At 50.4% G+C, this 16,427-nt stretch carries 16 protein-coding genes; 11 read left to right on the forward strand and 5 right to left on the reverse strand.

The window, feature by feature from the left end; genetic code table 11:
* Positions 1-322 precede the first annotated feature (322 nt).
* Positions 323-1,225 (reverse strand): LysR family transcriptional regulator, encoded by a 903-nt coding sequence (locus tag Q320_RS0117635; protein ID WP_245591042.1) that lies wholly within the window; start codon positions 1,223-1,225, stop codon positions 323-325.
* Between the two features lie 96 nt (positions 1,226-1,321).
* Here Q320_RS0117635 and Q320_RS0117640 point away from each other — a divergent pair, with 96 nt between their 5' ends.
* The 3 genes from Q320_RS0117640 to Q320_RS0117650 all read left to right on the forward strand — a co-directional run bounded on the left by Q320_RS0117640 (position 1,322) and on the right by Q320_RS0117650 (position 3,237).
* Positions 1,322-2,158: a sugar phosphate isomerase/epimerase family protein gene (locus tag Q320_RS0117640; protein ID WP_027470100.1), complete on the forward strand. Its 837-nt coding sequence runs from the start codon at positions 1,322-1,324 to the stop codon at positions 2,156-2,158.
* 15 nt (positions 2,159-2,173) lie between these two features.
* Positions 2,174-2,785 (forward strand): nitroreductase family protein, encoded by a 612-nt coding sequence (locus tag Q320_RS0117645; protein ID WP_027470101.1) that lies wholly within the window; start codon positions 2,174-2,176, stop codon positions 2,783-2,785.
* Between the two features lie 110 nt (positions 2,786-2,895).
* A complete protein-coding gene (locus tag Q320_RS0117650; RefSeq protein ID WP_027470102.1) occupies positions 2,896-3,237 on the forward strand; it encodes a YciI family protein in 342 nt (113 codons plus the stop codon).
* A 344-nt stretch (positions 3,238-3,581) separates the two neighbouring features.
* On the opposite strand, the gene Q320_RS0117655 is transcribed toward Q320_RS0117650, so the two are convergent.
* The 4 genes from Q320_RS0117655 to dnaA all read right to left on the reverse strand — a co-directional run bounded on the left by Q320_RS0117655 (position 3,582) and on the right by dnaA (position 10,947).
* Positions 3,582-5,186: a hypothetical protein gene (locus Q320_RS0117655; RefSeq protein WP_156939107.1), complete on the reverse strand. Its 1,605-nt coding sequence runs from the start codon at positions 5,184-5,186 to the stop codon at positions 3,582-3,584.
* Positions 5,187-5,689: 503 nt separating this feature from the next.
* Positions 5,690-8,119, reverse strand: coding sequence for a DNA topoisomerase (ATP-hydrolyzing) subunit B (gene gyrB, locus Q320_RS0117665; protein ID WP_035854221.1), 2,430 nt, complete (start codon positions 8,117-8,119; stop codon positions 5,690-5,692).
* 94 nt (positions 8,120-8,213) lie between these two features.
* Positions 8,214-9,320 (reverse strand): DNA polymerase III subunit beta, encoded by a 1,107-nt coding sequence (dnaN, locus tag Q320_RS0117670; RefSeq protein ID WP_027470105.1) that lies wholly within the window; start codon positions 9,318-9,320, stop codon positions 8,214-8,216.
* A 241-nt stretch (positions 9,321-9,561) separates the two neighbouring features.
* Positions 9,562-10,947 (reverse strand): chromosomal replication initiator protein DnaA, encoded by a 1,386-nt coding sequence (gene dnaA / locus Q320_RS0117675; RefSeq protein ID WP_035854223.1) that lies wholly within the window; start codon positions 10,945-10,947, stop codon positions 9,562-9,564.
* Positions 10,948-11,237: 290 nt separating this feature from the next.
* On the opposite strand from dnaA, the gene rpmH reads away from it, so the two are divergent.
* From rpmH to Q320_RS0117705, 8 genes are all read left to right on the forward strand, one after another.
* Entirely contained in the window at positions 11,238-11,372 is a 135-nt protein-coding gene (rpmH, locus tag Q320_RS21420; RefSeq protein WP_084282759.1) for a 50S ribosomal protein L34, read from the forward strand.
* Positions 11,373-11,412: 40 nt separating this feature from the next.
* Positions 11,413-11,790, forward strand: a complete 378-nt coding sequence (gene rnpA, locus Q320_RS0117680) for a ribonuclease P protein component (RefSeq protein ID WP_035854225.1) — start codon at positions 11,413-11,415, stop codon at positions 11,788-11,790.
* Positions 11,791-11,804: 14 nt separating this feature from the next.
* Positions 11,805-11,972: a membrane protein insertion efficiency factor YidD gene (gene yidD, locus Q320_RS21425; RefSeq protein ID WP_373277238.1), complete on the forward strand. Its 168-nt coding sequence runs from the start codon at positions 11,805-11,807 to the stop codon at positions 11,970-11,972.
* Between the two features lie 138 nt (positions 11,973-12,110).
* The gene (gene yidC, locus Q320_RS0117685) at positions 12,111-13,760 is read left to right on the forward strand and encodes a membrane protein insertase YidC (protein WP_027470108.1); all 1,650 of its coding nucleotides are present in this window, start codon (positions 12,111-12,113) and stop codon (positions 13,758-13,760) included.
* 74 nt (positions 13,761-13,834) lie between these two features.
* Positions 13,835-14,278, forward strand: a complete 444-nt coding sequence (locus tag Q320_RS0117690) for a DUF6841 family protein (protein ID WP_156939108.1) — start codon at positions 13,835-13,837, stop codon at positions 14,276-14,278.
* On the forward strand, positions 14,262-15,605 hold the full coding sequence (mnmE, locus tag Q320_RS0117695; RefSeq protein WP_027470110.1) for a tRNA uridine-5-carboxymethylaminomethyl(34) synthesis GTPase MnmE: 1,344 nt from the start codon (positions 14,262-14,264) through the stop codon (positions 15,603-15,605). The genes Q320_RS0117690 and mnmE overlap by 17 nt, the downstream gene beginning before the upstream one ends.
* A 107-nt stretch (positions 15,606-15,712) precedes the next feature.
* Complete coding sequence (locus tag Q320_RS0117700) at positions 15,713-15,931, forward strand: hypothetical protein (protein WP_027470111.1); 219 nt, start codon at positions 15,713-15,715, stop codon at positions 15,929-15,931.
* Positions 15,904-16,353 (forward strand): Csu type fimbrial protein, encoded by a 450-nt coding sequence (locus tag Q320_RS0117705; protein ID WP_027470112.1) that lies wholly within the window; start codon positions 15,904-15,906, stop codon positions 16,351-16,353. The genes Q320_RS0117700 and Q320_RS0117705 overlap by 28 nt, the downstream gene beginning before the upstream one ends.
* Positions 16,354-16,427: the final 74 nt, after the last annotated feature.

Below are 16,427 nucleotides of genomic sequence, written 5' to 3' on the forward strand. Positions count from 1 at the left end.
CTCTTTGATAGGGGTAACAGTGGCGCTCAGTATAGCTGAATGCCTCTGCCCTAGCAGAGCGCCCAGTAGGGTCTGTTGATGTTTGATTTACGATTGCGCTGGAGCGGGTTTCGCGGCAAATCAAGGCGTAATGAGCGACGCATAGCAGGCTATTCGAGCGAGTTACAACGCGGAGTTGCCGCGAAAAACGCCCAGCCCTTCGGGTTTTGCGGCTTTTGGCCTGATGCTGCGTTACAAAGCGCTCACTTAGAATGACTAAGTAACGCGCTTCGTGCCTTGCCTCAGGCCAAAATCCGCACAAACGCAGCTCGCAAACCAAACGTCAACAAACCCTAGCTGCAGCGGGATATTCCGCCAGTAAATAATCAATCAAACTGCTGAGCTTAGGCCGCGGCCGTGCGTCGGCGAGGTAGACCAAATTCACTGGCGTGGCTTTGGGTAAGAAGTCGGCCAAAATTGGAATCAAGCGGCCTGCGGCAATGTCTTCGGCCAGTAACACTTCGGGTTGAAAAATAATCCCCGCGCCGTTCAGCGCAGCTTGTCGCAACGCTCGGCTGTCATTGCATGCAAAACGGCTTTTACACGGCCACACCTGTTGATCACGCAAGCGCAAGCCCGGCCACTCATTGCGATGCCCCCAGACCAAATGCGTTACGCAATAGTGCTGCTGTAATTCGCTGGGATGCTGCGGAATACCGTACTGCTGCAAATACGCGGGTGATGCGCAAAGCCGTAATTGATAATTTGGCAAAGCGCGCGCCACCAAATCACTATCGCCCAAGTCACCCGTGCGAATCGCCAAGTCAAAGCCGTCTTCAATCAAATCAATGCGACTATTGCTTAGAATCAATTCCAATTTCACCTGCGGATATTGCGCTAAATAACCCGCGACCAGCGGCGAAATGACGCTTGCGCCCAAGTTAATCGGCGCACTAACGCGCAACAAGCCCTGCGGCTGGGTTTGCAGGCTTTCCACCGAGCTTTCCGCCCAGCGCACTTGTTCCAGCACTTTTTTGCAATTATCAAAATAACCGGCTCCCGCACTCGTCAGGCTTTGCTTGCGCGTCGTGCGCTCGAGCAAGCGCGTTCCCAGCATGGACTCAAGCTGCGCAATATGTTTGCCCACCATCACCGCCGAGATCATCAGCTCATTAGCAGCCGCACTAAAACTACCGCACTCCACCACGCTAACAAACACCGCCATGCTGCGCAATTTGTCCATCATTACTAACCCATGGTTTTGAATTAACTAATTATAGCGATATTTATTGCGCATTCGATTTGCATAACAATCGGTGCATTCATCAATCAGGAGAACACGATGCGACTTGGCTGCGCCACTCGTCCTTATCAAGCGCTCACATTGCCGCACGCTTGCGAACACATTGCTGCGGCGGGGTTTACTGAAGTCGCGCTGTTTTATAACCAAACTCAAGACGGCGCAGCGATTGCAGTAACAGCAGACAGCACGGCACCGCAAATCGCCGCCGCACGGCAGGCTTGCGACGCCGCAGGGCTATTGCCCTCGCTGCTACTGGCGGGTGAATGGCAAGTCGCAGGCGGTCAAGCTGCTGCACTGGATCGCTACCGCCGCCTGATTGAAAACACCCAGCAATTGGGTGCCAGCATGCTGCTGGATTTTGGCTGTGAACATGCGGATTTATTGCCCGATTATATTGCGCTGATGCAAGCGATTGAGCCTGTCGCTCGCGCCGCGAACATCACCATTTGTATCAAGCCACATGGTGGTATATCAACGCAGCCATTACACCTAATAGCCTTGAAGCAAATACTCACATCAGATGTATTTATGCTGAGTTTTGATCCGGGCAATTTACTGTATTACAGCGCAGGGCAAATCCAGCCGGAAGACTATATCGATGCGCTCGCACCCTACTGCGCCAATTTCATCATCAAAGATTACCAGCTCACGCCAAGCGGCCCTTCTGTTGCCGTCACGCCTGGCGAAGGCGAGGTTGATTTTCTCTCGCTGATTCGCAGCCTACATACGCATCAATTCAATGGCCCGCTGTATCTGGAGCTGGTCGCTGGCGCAGCGCTGCCCGAGATTGACCGCAATGTCAGGCGCAGCCAGCAGCGAATGACATCTTGGCACAAAGCCAGCAAAACCGAATTCACCTCACTTTACTGCAATTGAAAAGGCCACTTCACCATGTCCATCAAAACCCTGATCGAACAGCGCATTTCCTGCAATTATTTTGATCCCGAGCACACACTGGGCGACGCAGACATCAAGGAACTCGTCCGTTTAGCCACGCTGGCCCCCAGCGCATATAACGGCCAAAACTGGCGCTTTATTGCCGTGCAATCAGCCAGCGCAAAGCAAAATCTACTCAAGCATGCGTATGGCCAAGGCAAAGTCGCCGATGCCGCCGTGAGCTTTATTGTTTGTGGTCGCCTTGATTTGCATACCGGATTGGCGCAAGCCTTAGCACCTAGCGTGTCGGCGGGAATTTTAAAGCCCGAGTTAGCCGAAAACATGCTGCATTACGCCAATGAGGCTTATCACAATCAGCCACAGCGGCAACGCGACGAAGCCATACGCTCGGCCTCACTGGCCGCCATGACGCTAATGCTGGCCGCACAAGGCATGGGGCTAGCCAGCTGCCCAATGACGGGTTTTGACGCAACAGGCGTTGCCGAAGAATTTGAACTCTCGGCCGAGGAGATTCCGGTGATGCTGATTACCGTCGGCAAATCCGCCGCCAATAATTGGCCGCAGAAACCGAGAAAAACGCTGAACGAAGTGCTCGATTTTGCTTAAAAATATAAGCTGTTTATAAATGCAAGGCGATAAGGCATCCAGCGGATGCCTGCCCAAATTACCAATTTGCGCTAAGCTATTTCTAACTCCAATCCGTCCAAGGCAATGCCATGACGCAATATTTAGTCGCGATTCATCGCCCCAACGATTACGATCCATTGAGCGCAGAAGACGCAGCGATGTCTCGCGATATTGATGTACTCAACGATGAAATGGTCGCTGCGGGCATCCGAGTTTTCGTCGGCGGCCTGCAGCCGATCAGCGAGGCTAAATCATTGCGGCTGCAAGACGATGGTGAAGTCAGCATCAGCGATGGCCTCTACTTGAACACCGCCGAACATATTGGTGGGTTTTGGGTGCTCGAAGTCGCCAGCTTAGAGGAGGCGCTAATCTGGGGAAAAAAAGCCGCCATCGCCTGCCGCGCATCCGTCGAAGTGCGGCCGTTTCATTAACGAATAAATGGATGGCTGTCAGAGTGAGCGTAAGGCCGATTGGCTACCATTACTGCAAAGCCTAAAACGAAGCGGGGAAAACTGAAAAATAGCGGCCAATATCCCAGCTCAGCGTTAGCATCACCTCGTTCGACTTGATACAAGCGCTCTCGCGCAGCTCAACGAAATTTACAATTTAGTCGATGTATTGCCAGCTAGGTGTTGATAATTAAGGGCTGCAATCAAATACATCAATACTGCAGGGCGGGTTAGCCTTTAGGCGTAACCCGCCAATTTGAATCTGATCTCGAAAATTGCGATCAGCGCGGGTTGATAAAACTAAGCAGGACTACATGGCTCTGCAGCTACTTTGTCTTAGAGAGACTCTCAACATACTGATTGATGTAGTCTGAGAACTTGTCTACAGACATAACAGCCACAGCGAGGGATACAACAGAGAGAATAACGGCAAAAACCGCCACCAGTTCCATACGCGCCTGAGTCCGAATATTCTCTCTCGTGCTCAAGATTCCGGACAACTGCTCAAGGTGCTCACGAGTCTCCCCCTCGAGGCTTTGTGCCTGCGAAGCAAGAAAGTGGGTTCGAGAGCGAAGAGCTTCGAAGATTTCAATCGGCTTCTCTTCCCTAGGCCAAGGTTGAGTTTGAAATGTGGAACAGGTCCACTTATATGAATGAACTTTTTCGGATCTACTGGCAAGCTCTGAGGTTAGCGCGGGGATGCCAATGGATCTATCGAAGTACAGTCGTATCTGCTCTATGCACGTTGTGGTACCTTTTCGGGAGGTCGTGTCGGCTGAGATTGAACTTGGTGTAAGGCGAAGAAGCCGGATGATCTCTCGTAGTGCAGCGATTGCAGCGAAATTAACCATGATGCCTTCGATGTGGTCACTGACGATTGACGCATGTACTGCATCACTGTCGCCACCTCGATACTTCAGTTGATCTGCGGTGAGAAGACTCGTCTGAAGGTTAGCTATGGCGTGATAGCGAAGATCTCCGTCTGATTCAGGCCAACACAGAGCGAGTCCAGCACAATCCTCGAGTGTCCAGATCTCTTTGTGACCGGGCTGAGAGAGAAGACGGGTCCAATCTGCTTCTGGGCGCGTTTGTGCCCTGACTCCGACAAGCAGAGGCTCGCAAATGGTCGAAATGAGTTCGGCTGTGGGCAAACGATTGCAATCAGGGGCGCGGGAGAAAAATCCAGGAAGGTGTACTGAGAACCATTTTACAATTTGCGTTCTTGATTTGGTGCGAGCCAAGCCAACGGCGTGACGCTTGACGTGCTCAACGTCGAAGTAACGATAACCATCCTTGAGCGTCCCATATCCCGTCTTTCGATCAATGTTAAGTTCTTCGTGATACGCGTGACCCGCAGATTCCGTCAACACAAAGCAAATGATGACGGCAGTAACGGAGGGAGATAGTTGATATATATAGCCATGGGCGTAATCCACCATTTCAGGAAGTGGGGCCGTCCGGCCTTTAAGGAGAAAGCGACTCTCTCCTGGGCGCTCAATGTGACCGAGGTTTAGGTTGCCCTCGGTACCATATGTACGTTGCTCGTTAATCCAAGAAGCGGGGTTAGTATTGAGGCCAAAAGGTTGATCTTTATGCCACCCCAAATGCTTAATGGCTGCGTTAAGGGAATCGGCCTCGGCTGGCCCAAAGATCTCAATCCCCCACATGGCGATTTGTTGAAGCCGCTCTCCTTCGGGAACTCGCGTCGCTAGGTTGCTTTCTACGTCACGGCGGCGAAGGAACTCGCGATCACCGCGATTAGGGGTGGGAACTAATTGAGGGAAGCGGACATGAAGGCGGCGCCAAGCATGCTGAAAAGCGCGATCAATGGTTCTACGCAGAGGTAGAGGCGTATCTGACTCAGGTTGGGAGGAGATTGCTGGTTTAGCACTTGAAGTTGACTCTTTGCCAGAGGAGATTGTTTCGGACACAAGATACCTAACAGATAATAGGTGGCTAACCGGCCAGCCAATGCATATTAAAGCGGAGGCAGAGAAACCATAAAACCCAAAGGATCTACAATGCTTTCCGCGCATTTTGCGCACCTACTAACTAACAAAAGATGACGAGTTAGCTAATGCGCATCCATTTTTCAAGACTCTCAAGAGATGAAGCGATAACCAATAATGGCTATACCGATAAACAAGTAGAGACCAACTACTGTGCTGATGACCACATATTGATTATTCATTATCACCCTGCCATGAAACTGACGCAAAAGCAAGATAATCGACGCCATGCTGATTCACATACATAAGTGGCGAATCAATCGGATTAATTTCATTAATGAAAAAAATTCGATATCGACCTTCTTCACTCCTAACCTAAAAATACCGGCAAATTAACCGTATTCCATATAAAAAAAGGAGCCCAAAAGCTCCTTCCTAAATTTCACAAAATGAGAATATCTCAGTTCTTATGAAAACCTACATTGTTAAACATCCAAATTCCGCGCTACCAGCGCATTTTGTTCAATAAATTGGCGGCGGGGTTCGACTTGGTCGCCCATTAGCGTAGTGAAGACTTCGTCGGCGGTGATCGCGTCGCCAATCGTCACTTTCAACAGGCGGCGAACGGTGACGTCCATCGTGGTTTCCCAGAGCTGTTCTGGATTCATTTCACCCAGACCTTTATAGCGCTGAATGCTCATATTGCGGCGCACTTCGGCCAGTAGCCAATCGAGGGCTTCTTTGAAGCTGCGAATCGGCTGCTCGGCGCTGCCACGGCGGATGATGGCGTCGGGCTGCACCAAGCCCATCAAGGATTCTGCCATGCGCGCGATTTGCGCGTAGTCGCCCGACAAGATGAAATCAGCGTCGATGTATTGCATCGTCACCACGCCATGCAGGCGGCGCTCGATGCGGATTTGCCATACAGCATCGACCAAATCAGCACTAAACGTGAACGCCGGATGTTTCACTGCCGCTTGCAGGCGGGCAATGCTGTCCAAGGTGGTGGCTTCATCGTCGAGCACCAGCGGTGTGATGATGAGCATCGCATTCAAAATCATAGGATCGAGGAAACGGCTTTCGCGCTCGATGACGGCTTCGGTGATGAAGTATTGGCGCGCCAAAGTTTCCAGCGCTTCGCCGCTAATGCTAGGTGCATCCGCACTTGGCAGTAGTTCTGCGCCATTGATCGCGGCGCGCAATAAATGCTGTTTCAGCTCTTGCTCGTCTTTGAGGTAAGTTTCGTTTTTACCTTGTTTGACTTTAAATAGCGGCGGTTGCGCGATATAGATGTAGCCGCGCTCAACCAATTCTGGCAACTGGCGGTAGAAGAACGTCAACAGCAGCGTACGGATGTGTGAACCATCCACGTCCGCATCGGTCATGATAATAATGCGGTGATAGCGCAGTTTTTCGATATTGAAATCGTCTTTACCGATACCGCAACCGAGCGCCATAATCAGCGTGCCGATTTCTTGACTGGCGAGCATACGATCAAAACGCGCGCGTTCAACGTTCAGGATTTTACCTTTGAGCGGCAAAATCGCTTGGAATTTACGATCACGGCCTTGCTTGGCTGAGCCACCCGCGGAATCTCCCTCGACGAGGTAAATTTCCGACATCGCAGGATCTTTTTCTTGGCAATCGGCCAATTTACCTGGCAAACCTAAGCCATCGAGCACGCCTTTACGACGGGTGATTTCACGCGCTTTACGCGCTGCTTCACGCGCCCGCGCAGCATCCACAATCTTGCCGCAAATGATTTTGGCGTCGAGCGGATTTTCCATCAGGAAATCGGCCAAAGCGCTGCTTACCACTTCACTCACCACAGGGCCAATTTCGCTCGAAACGAGTTTATCTTTGGTTTGGCTAGAGAATTTCGGGTCGGGCATTTTGACTGACAGCACGCAGGTCAAGCCTTCGCGCATATCATCGCCGCTGGTTTCTACTTTGGCTTTTTTCGCAAAGTCGTGACTGTCGATGTATTGATTTAAGGTGCGCGTCATCACTTGGCGCAGCGCCGTCATGTGGCTACCGCCGTCGCGTTGCGGGATATTATTGGTAAAGCATTGCACTGATTCTTGGTAAGAATCATTCCATTGCATCGCGACTTCAACGCTCATGCCATCTTTTTCACCCAATGAGTAAAAAATCTTTGGATGCAGCACGGATTTGGTACGGTTCACATATTCAACAAAACCACTCACGCCACCGGTGTAATTGAAAGTTTCTTCTTTACCCGTGCGGCGGTCGATCAACTGAATATTCACGCCATTATTCAGGAAGGAGAGTTCGCGAATCCGTTTGGCGAGAATTTCAAAGTGAAACTCGATCAAACCAAAGGTTTCAAGTGAAGCCATAAAATGCACTTCAGTACCACGGCGCTCGGTGTCACCCACTACTTTGAGTGGCGCAACCGCTTCACCGAGGCGAAATTCCATCGTGTGTTTTTTGCCATCACGACGTATCGTTAGGCGAAGCCAGTCTGATAGCGCATTAACAACTGATACCCCCACCCCATGCAAACCACCAGACACTTTGTAACTGTTCTGGTCGAACTTACCGCCGGCGTGCAATTCGGTCATCACGATTTCAGCCGCCGAGCGTTTGAACTCGTCGTCTTCTTTGATTTGCGTTGGAATACCGCGACCGTTGTCTTCAATACTCACCGAACTATCGGCATGAATAATCACGCGGATCGTGTCGCAATGCCCTGCCAACGCTTCATCAATCGCGTTATCCAGTACCTCGAACACCATATGATGCAGGCCAGAGCCATCTTGCGTATCGCCGATATACATACCTGGGCGTTTACGAACGGCTTCGAGACCTTTCAAGATACGAATACTATCAGCGCCGTAATCAGCAGATTGGGCACTTTCTGGGGCTTGCGGGAGGTTTTTTTCTTCGGTCATGGCTTTTTTGAGTATGGGGATTAGGAAGTGGGGATTAGGGAGTGAGGCGCAGGTGGGGCTGATCGCCCCGTCCCTACTCCCTACTCACCGCAGCCTAGATACGCATTGGCATCACAATGTATTTGAAGTGTTCATTATCCGGAATTGTGACCAACACGCTGGAATTCACATCGCCAAAATAGCAGTGCAAGGTTTCCACCGAGAGATTAGTCAGTACATCGAGCAGATATTGAATGTTAAAGCCGATATCCAGCGGTTCGCCGCTGTAACCGACTTCAACTTCCTCTTGCGCTTCTTCTTGCTCATTGTTATTGCACAAAATCTTCAGCGTGCTGTCGGTCAGAACTAGACGAACACCACGGAATTTTTCGTTCGACAAAATCGCTGCGCGTTGCATCGACGACAACAGCGCCTGACGATCTACGGTGAGCAATTTGTCATTGTTTTGTGGGATCACGCGGTTGTAATCGGGGAATTTACCGTCGACTACTTTGCTATGAATCACGATTTTGCCAAAGCTGAACTTCACTTGATTGCTGGCGATATCAATGGTGACTTCGTCATCCACTTCACCGAGCAATTTGAAGAGTTCCAGTATGGTTTTGCGCGGCAAGATCACTTCGTTTTTCTCAAACGAAGCGGCCAATTCAGTCGATACAAAACCCAAACGGTGGCCATCGGTGGCAACCAGTTTAAGCAAATTGCCTTCGGTGACCATAAACAGGCCATTGAGGTAATAGCGAATATCTTGGTGCGCCATCGCAAATTGCACGCGGCCTAGCAAAGCTTTGAGTTGACGTTGCGGCAGGCGAATTGTCGCGCGCAAATTAGTATCAACAGCCAGCTCAGGGAAATCAGCGGCAGGCAAAGTTTGCAATGCAAAGCGGCTTTTGCCGGCTTTAATCGTCAAACGGCCTTCGGCTTCTTCGAGCGTCACGACGGTTTTGTCGGGAATCGCACGCAAAATATCCGACATTTTTTTCGCCGCAACGGTAATCGCAAAATCACCGCCCGAAAAACCCTCGGTTTGTTGGCTGCTAATTTGGATTTCTAAGTCAGTACCGGTAAAAGACAGCGCGTCGCCATCTTTTTTAATCAGTACATTCGACAGGATAGGCAGAGTGTGTCGACGCTCGACAATACCCGTTACAGTGGCCAGTGGTTTTAGGAGCGAATCGCGTTCAGCTTGCAGCAGTTGCATTTACTCTCACCCAAGTTAGATTAATTGATTTGTATGCCCCCGATTCTACCGCAAATCGGGGCTAAAATCAGGAATGCGAAAGCTTAGCGGCCTTGAAGCGAGCTACGCCCAATTTAAATTAGCGCAGCTTCAAGCCACATTCAGCGCAATGAATGGGTATATGAATGCAGCCATTACTCATAAAGCGCCGCATTGCAATACCCATCACTTCACAAAATTGAATCCCGCGTATGTAGTCCGATCAAGAACGCAACATTTGCAGCAGCACACTATATTGATGCGCCATTTCGCTGTCATTTTTGCGGAACTCTTCAATCGTGCGACAAGCATGCAAGACGGTCGTGTGATCGCGGCCACCGAAGGCATCGCCAATCGCAGGCAAACTCATTTGTGTTAGCTCTTTGGTCAGCGTCATCGCCATTTGCCGTGGCCGTGCAATATCTCGCGTGCGCTTTTTGCTGTGCATATCGGCGACTTTGATTTTGTAAAAGTCAGCGACGGTTTTTTGGATATTCTCAACCGAAACCTGGCGATTACCCGAAGCCAAAATATCGCGCAGCGCTTCTTTGGCCGACTCAACCGTGATCGGCTGATTAGTAAAGCGCACATAAGCCAACACGCGTTTGAGCGCACCTTCTAGCTCACGCACGTTGGAGCGGATATTTTTTGCCATGAAAAAAGCGACGTTGGCATCGAGCTTAAAATGCTCGGCTTCGGCTTTTTTCAACAAAATCGCCACGCGCATTTCGGTTTCTGGCGGCTCGATCGGCACGATCAAACCCCAAGAGAAACGTGAAGTTAAACGCTCTTGCAGACCATCAATTTCACGCGGAATTTTGTCGCTGGTTAAAATAATTTGCTTGCCGCTTTCAAGTAGCGCATTAAATAGATAGAAGAACTCTTCTTGCGTACGATCTTTGCCAACGAAAAACTGAATATCGTCGACCAGCAATAAATCTAAGGAATGGTAATAACGCTTAAATTCATCAAATGATTTGTGTTGATAGGCTTTCACGACGTCTTGCACGTATTTTTCGGCGTGGATATAGCGAATTTTGGCCTGCGGATTGTGCTGATGTACGAAATTACCAATCGCTTGGATCAAATGCGTTTTACCCAAGCCCACACCGCCGTACACAAACAGCGGGTTGTAGCTGACACCGGGATTTTCTGCGACTTGCATCGCGGCGGCGCGCGCCACCTGATTGGCTTTACCGGTAACGAGCGTATCAAAGCTATGCGATGGATTTAGCCGCGTGGTTTCATGGCTGGCGCCGCTGGCGTCAAAGCGTTTGCTTTGTTTCACTGGCGCAGCTGCAGATTCACCCGAATCAGCAGATGCATTGGCTGGACGCGCAGCAACGCGCGGCGGCGGCGCGGACATTTGCCCAACTTTCAACTCAATCGGCGGCGGTACGCCGTCGCATAATTTGGCCGCAGCCATTTCGATCATGCCTAAATAGCGATCACGAATAAATTGCAAGAAAATCTGATTGGGCACCGCAATGACTAAGGTTTCGTCAATCATCTGTGCCGTGAGCGGCTTGATCCAGATGTTAAATTGACTGGCGCCCAAGTTTTGCTGCAGCTCGTTGAGGCAATGCGGCCAAAGTGTTTCTATTTGCATGGGGTCAATGTCATTACGGAAAAGGTGGGTTGACACGGTATTAGCGCAGAGGGAGCCGAGCATCTATATGTATAGACGCAACAAAATACAAACAGCCAGCCTCGCAAGCACGGTAGCGATTCGCTACTGAGGTTACCGAGAAACGAGCCATTGTACCTGCAAGTGCAGGACTTATCCACAAGCACAATCAGCAATCGATCCACGGTTAATCGTCACTCTTGCTTGACAAGGTACTAGCAACACTGATTAAATCACGTGTTTACTGCCCAATTAGCACTTAGGATTTAGTCATGAAACGTACTTTCCAACCTTCTGTAATCAAACGTAAACGCACTCATGGTTTCCGTGCCCGTATGTCAACCGTTGGTGGTGTTCGCGTTCTTAACGCACGCCGCGCCAAGGGTCGTAAAGTTTTATCGGCTTAAGCTGTTGCGAACGAACGCACCTGCTTCCGTTTTGAACGGCATGCAGAGCGTACCTCGCTACCGCTTTGCGCGTGATGCACGCTTACTAAAAACGGATGATTTTTCATCCGTTTTTAGTTTGCGAGCGTCAGTGAGTAACGATTACTTCCAAGTTTTAGGCAAACCCAGCCAGCTGCCTCAAGCTAGGCTCGGTTTGGTTGTCGGCAAAAAAACCGATAAACGCGCCGTAGGTCGTAATTACATCAAGCGCACCGTTCGCGAACTCTTCCGTCAAAACACCGATCTCTTGTTAGGCCTTGATGTTGTCGTCAGATCTCGCAAGCCGTTCGAGCGTAATGACGGCGCAGCTGCGCGCCTTGCCTTACTCAGTTTATTTAAACGATTGAAGCAATGTCGCGCCTTATCATCGCACTGCTGAAACTTTATCAGTGGATGATTAGTCCACTGCTGGGGCCTCGCTGCCGCTTCATACCTACTTGTTCGCAATATGGGATTGAGGCGGTGAGTCGATATGGGCCAGTAAAAGGTAGTTGGCTCACCACAAAACGTCTGTGCCGATGCCACCCTTGGGGCGGCTGTGGGCATGATCCTGTTCCGTAATATATATAAGTCGTGCAAAAGTTTTATCGCAATGAGAAGCCGCAGATCCGTACATCTAAGTACGACTCGGAAAACCACGCTGCAATAAACTATTGCTTATCTACTTAAAGCCACCGAGTTGGGAGCTCTTCCGTTCAAATGGATACTAAGAGACTAATCCTCTTTATTGCGCTGTCTTTCAGCATTCTGTTTTTCTGGCAAAAATATATGGAGCAGCGTTACCCGCAGCCCAAAACCACTGCCAGCGCAACAGCCGCCATAGCGGCCTCTAACAGCGCAAGCACAACCGCCTCTACCGCAGCAGCCCCCGAAACCAGCGGCCTTGTTAAAGGTCAGCGGATTACGGTGACGACTGACTTATTCCGTGCTGAAATCGATAGCAACGGTGGCGATTTACGTCACGTTGAACTCTTGAAAATCGGCGCAACCAACGATCCAAGCAAACCATTTGTCTTGTTGCAAGATTCGGGTGAGCACACCTATGTGGCGCAAACGGGCTTGCTCGGCGAGGGAATGCCAACGCATAAAAGCGTTTTCAGCTCCGCCCAAGCCAGCTACACGATGGCTGAAGGTCAAAATGAAATCGCTGTTCGCCTAGAAGCCCCAGGCCCTGCTGGTGTCAAAATCGCCAAAATTTACACCTTTAAGCGTGATGAATATCTAGTCGATGTGAAGTATGAAATCGTCAACGGCGGCACCGCCCCATTGACGACCAGCGCTTACTATCGCTTGATTCGCGACGGCAAAGTTGAAAATCCGGGCATGTTTGGCACGCACACCTTTACTGGCCCTGCGCTCTTTACTCAAGAAGATAAATTCCAGAAAGTGGAATTTGATAAAATCACCAAAGGCGAAGCTAAATTCCGTCCAAGCGCAAATAATGGCTGGATTGCGATGATTCAGCACTACTTCGTTTCTGGCTGGATTTTCTCGCCAAACAACGGCAGCCCAGCTTGCACGCCGACCGATTGCCGCTTTGAAATGAAAGCACTGCCAGACAATATGTTCTCGGTAGGCGCAGTCATTGACTTGCCGAAAATCGAAGCAGGTGCGAAATTTGAGCGCACCGTGCCGATCTTTGTTGGCCCGCAAGAAAGTCGTCGCCTTGCCGCAGTTGCACCGGGTTTTGATCTGGTGAAAGACTACGGCATGTTCAAGATTTTCTCGCAACCCTTGTTTGCCGTGCTTGAATTCATTCATGGTTTGGTAGGCAATTGGGGCTGGTCGATTATCATCGTAACCTTGCTACTGAAAGCGGCGTTCTTCCCATTGGCCAGCGCCAGCTACCGTTCGATGGCGAAAATGCGCTTGCTCGCACCGCGCATGGAAGAGCTGAAAAAACGTCACGGCGAAGACCGCGTGAAGTTCCAGCAATCCGTCATGGAAATGTACAAGACTGAAAAGGTCAATCCACTCGGCGGTTGCTTGCCGATGTTGGTGCAAATTCCAGTGTTCATTGGTTTCTACTGGATGCTATTGGCCGCAGTTGAATTGCGCCAAGCACCGTGGGCATTCTGGATTCATGACTTGTCAGTTAAAGATCCACTGTATATCTTGCCGCTGATTATGGCTGCTTCGATGTACGTACAAACAATGCTATCGCCGCCACCGCCGGATCCGATGCAAGCGAAGATGATGAAGTGGATGCCGATTATATTCTCAGTATTCTTCTTCTTCTTCCCGGCTGGTTTGGTTCTGTACTGGGTGGTGAACAATGTATTGTCGATCATTCAGCAATATGTGATTACCAAGAAAATTGAGAATCAAGCCAAAGCAGCGAAGAGTTAGCTAGCAGCACCTTATTAACGCCACCGCCTCACGCCGGTGGCGTTTTTTATATCTGACGTATATTAATGCAGACCATGCCCAAACAGACTCACAACTCAATACCCATAGAAATATTGCAGTTCTTTAATGCCTATTGCGCAGCCTACAATCAACTCGATTCATCTCGCATCGCCGAGCATTTCGCCCTCCCTTCTGGGATTGCCCAGCAAGGGCAATATTTTCATTTCACTGAAAATGCAGCGCTGCTGAATAATATGCAGGCTCTGTGTGAACATTATCGACAAGATGGTTTCGTGAATGCCGACTATCAAATCAGTACATTTTTACCGCAAGGACAATATCACTGCGTTGTCGATATCGTATGGACGATTACACGGGCAAAACCCCAGCTGCCTACCCAGTTCCAGACCACGTATAATCTGATCTGGCACAAATCAGGCTGGCGCATTCAACTGTGCACCGCCTACCAAGAACAATTTAATCAGACACTGCGAGTCCATCATGCTTTACACCCCTGACACTATCGCCGCGATTGCCACAGCCCCCGGTCGTGGTGGCGTGGGTGTGATTCGCGTTTCTGGTAAAAATCTCCAAGCGCTGATTTCCGGCCTGCTTGGCCGCGAGCAATCGGCGCTGAAACCGCGCTTTGCGCACTTTACGCATTTCAAAGCGACAGACGGCAGCACCGTCGACGAGGGCATTGCGCTGTTTTTTCCAAATCCAGCGTCGTTTACTGGCGAAGACGTGCTCGAACTGCAAGGTCACGGTGGCCCTGTGATTATGAATATGCTGCTCAAGCGTTGCATCGAACTCGGCGCGCGCCACGCGGAACCCGGTGAATTTACCAAGCGTGCATTTTTGAATGGCAAACTCGATTTGGCGCAAGCCGAAGCCGTCGCCGACATTATCGATGCGCAATCGGAAGCCGCCGCCAAATCAGCGCTCAAATCACTCGATGGCGCGTTCTCACGTGAAGTGCATGCGCTGGTTGATGCGCTGATTAATTTGCGCATGTTGGTTGAAGCGACGTTGGATTTCCCCGAAGAAGACATCGACTTTCTCGAAGCCGCCGACGCGCGCGGCAAATTGCATAACATCAGCGCCCAGCTCGCTCGCGTCATGGACACCGCCACGCAAGGCAAATTGCTGCGCGAAGGCATGCATGTGGTGCTGATCGGTCAGCCCAACGTCGGCAAATCTAGCTTAATGAACGCCTTAGCGGGCGAAGACGTCGCGATTGTCACCGATATCGCTGGCACCACCCGTGACACGGTACGCGAACTGATTCAGCTCGATGGTATTCCGCTACACATTATTGATACAGCAGGCCTGCGCGATACGACCGACACCGTCGAAAAAATCGGCATCGAGCGCACTTGGGTGGCCATCGCCAAAGCCGATTTGGCACTGCTGCTGCTCGATAGCCGCGAAGGCATCACCGCGCACGATCACGACATTCTGGCGCGCCTGCCTGAGTCGCTCAGCGTTTTGCGCGTGTTTAATAAAATTGATCTGACTGGCGACACTGCTGGTGAAATCGCTGACGATGAAATCCACGTTTCCGCCAAGCAGGGTATTGGCCTGCAAGAATTGAAGGCTAAGCTCTTGAAGAAGATAGGGTGGCAGGGTATGAACGATGGCGTATTTATTGCTCGTGAGCGCCATCTGACTGCGATTCGCACCGCGCGCGAACACTTAAACATCGCCGACAGCAGCTACCTACAAATCGAAATCCTCGCCGAAGAACTCCGTTTGGCGCAAAACAGCCTGAACGAGATTACCGGCGAATTCACATCTGATGATTTGCTTGGCGTGATTTTTAGTCGTTTTTGCATCGGCAAGTGATCGCAATTGAAAACAAGAAGCCGTCCGACTATTGGCGAGCAATCATGCTCACGACATACTCAGTGAGCACTACACTAAAGAAATTACTTTAAACCTGAGTGAATAAAATGCGCCTGATGATGGTCATGATTCTCGCCAGCCCCTTGGCTTTTAGTAAAAATGTGAGCATTCGCTGCAATGTCGTTCCAGAGTGCCAAACCCAATGGGAAAGCCCTTTAGAACGGATGCCACCACAAATCAAACTAGCATGCCAAGGCCAAGCTGTGCAGGCTAAAATGAGTACGATACGAGAAGCAAAATGGCAAAAAGTCTCCTTCGATTTTTAATCGCTTGCGGTGCCCTGCTGCTTTGCAACACGGCGCTGGCATCGGGTAGCACGATGAATGTGCGAATCTGGGTACAAGGCGGTTGCTCATTTGTCACCAGCGGCGATCTGATTATGAACTTTGGCAATTTAAGCCAAGGCGATGTCACGATTACTGCGACCACGCCGATTAGTTGTAGCAATGGCACGCAATTTCACATTTCGCTCAGCAACGGCCTCAATCCCAATGGGCAACAACGCCAAATGGCGCAGCAAAATGGTAGTGGCCGACTTCCCTATTCCCTCACCGCGACACCCGAGTCTGGCGTGAGTACAGGCAGTAATATCGATATCCTGCTCACAGCTAAAGTGCTACAGGCTGATTATCAAAGCCGACCGATTGGGCAGTATTCCGACACCGTCATTCTCACGGTAGAACCTTGATTCCATTGGCATATCTTAAAATTTATTTGAATGTAATATTTCACAACAATCCTCGGTAATACTTCAAAGCCCCC

This window comes from Deefgea rivuli DSM 18356 (assembly GCF_000620145.1).
In the GTDB taxonomy this organism is placed as follows: domain Bacteria; phylum Pseudomonadota; class Gammaproteobacteria; order Burkholderiales; family Chitinibacteraceae; genus Deefgea; species Deefgea rivuli.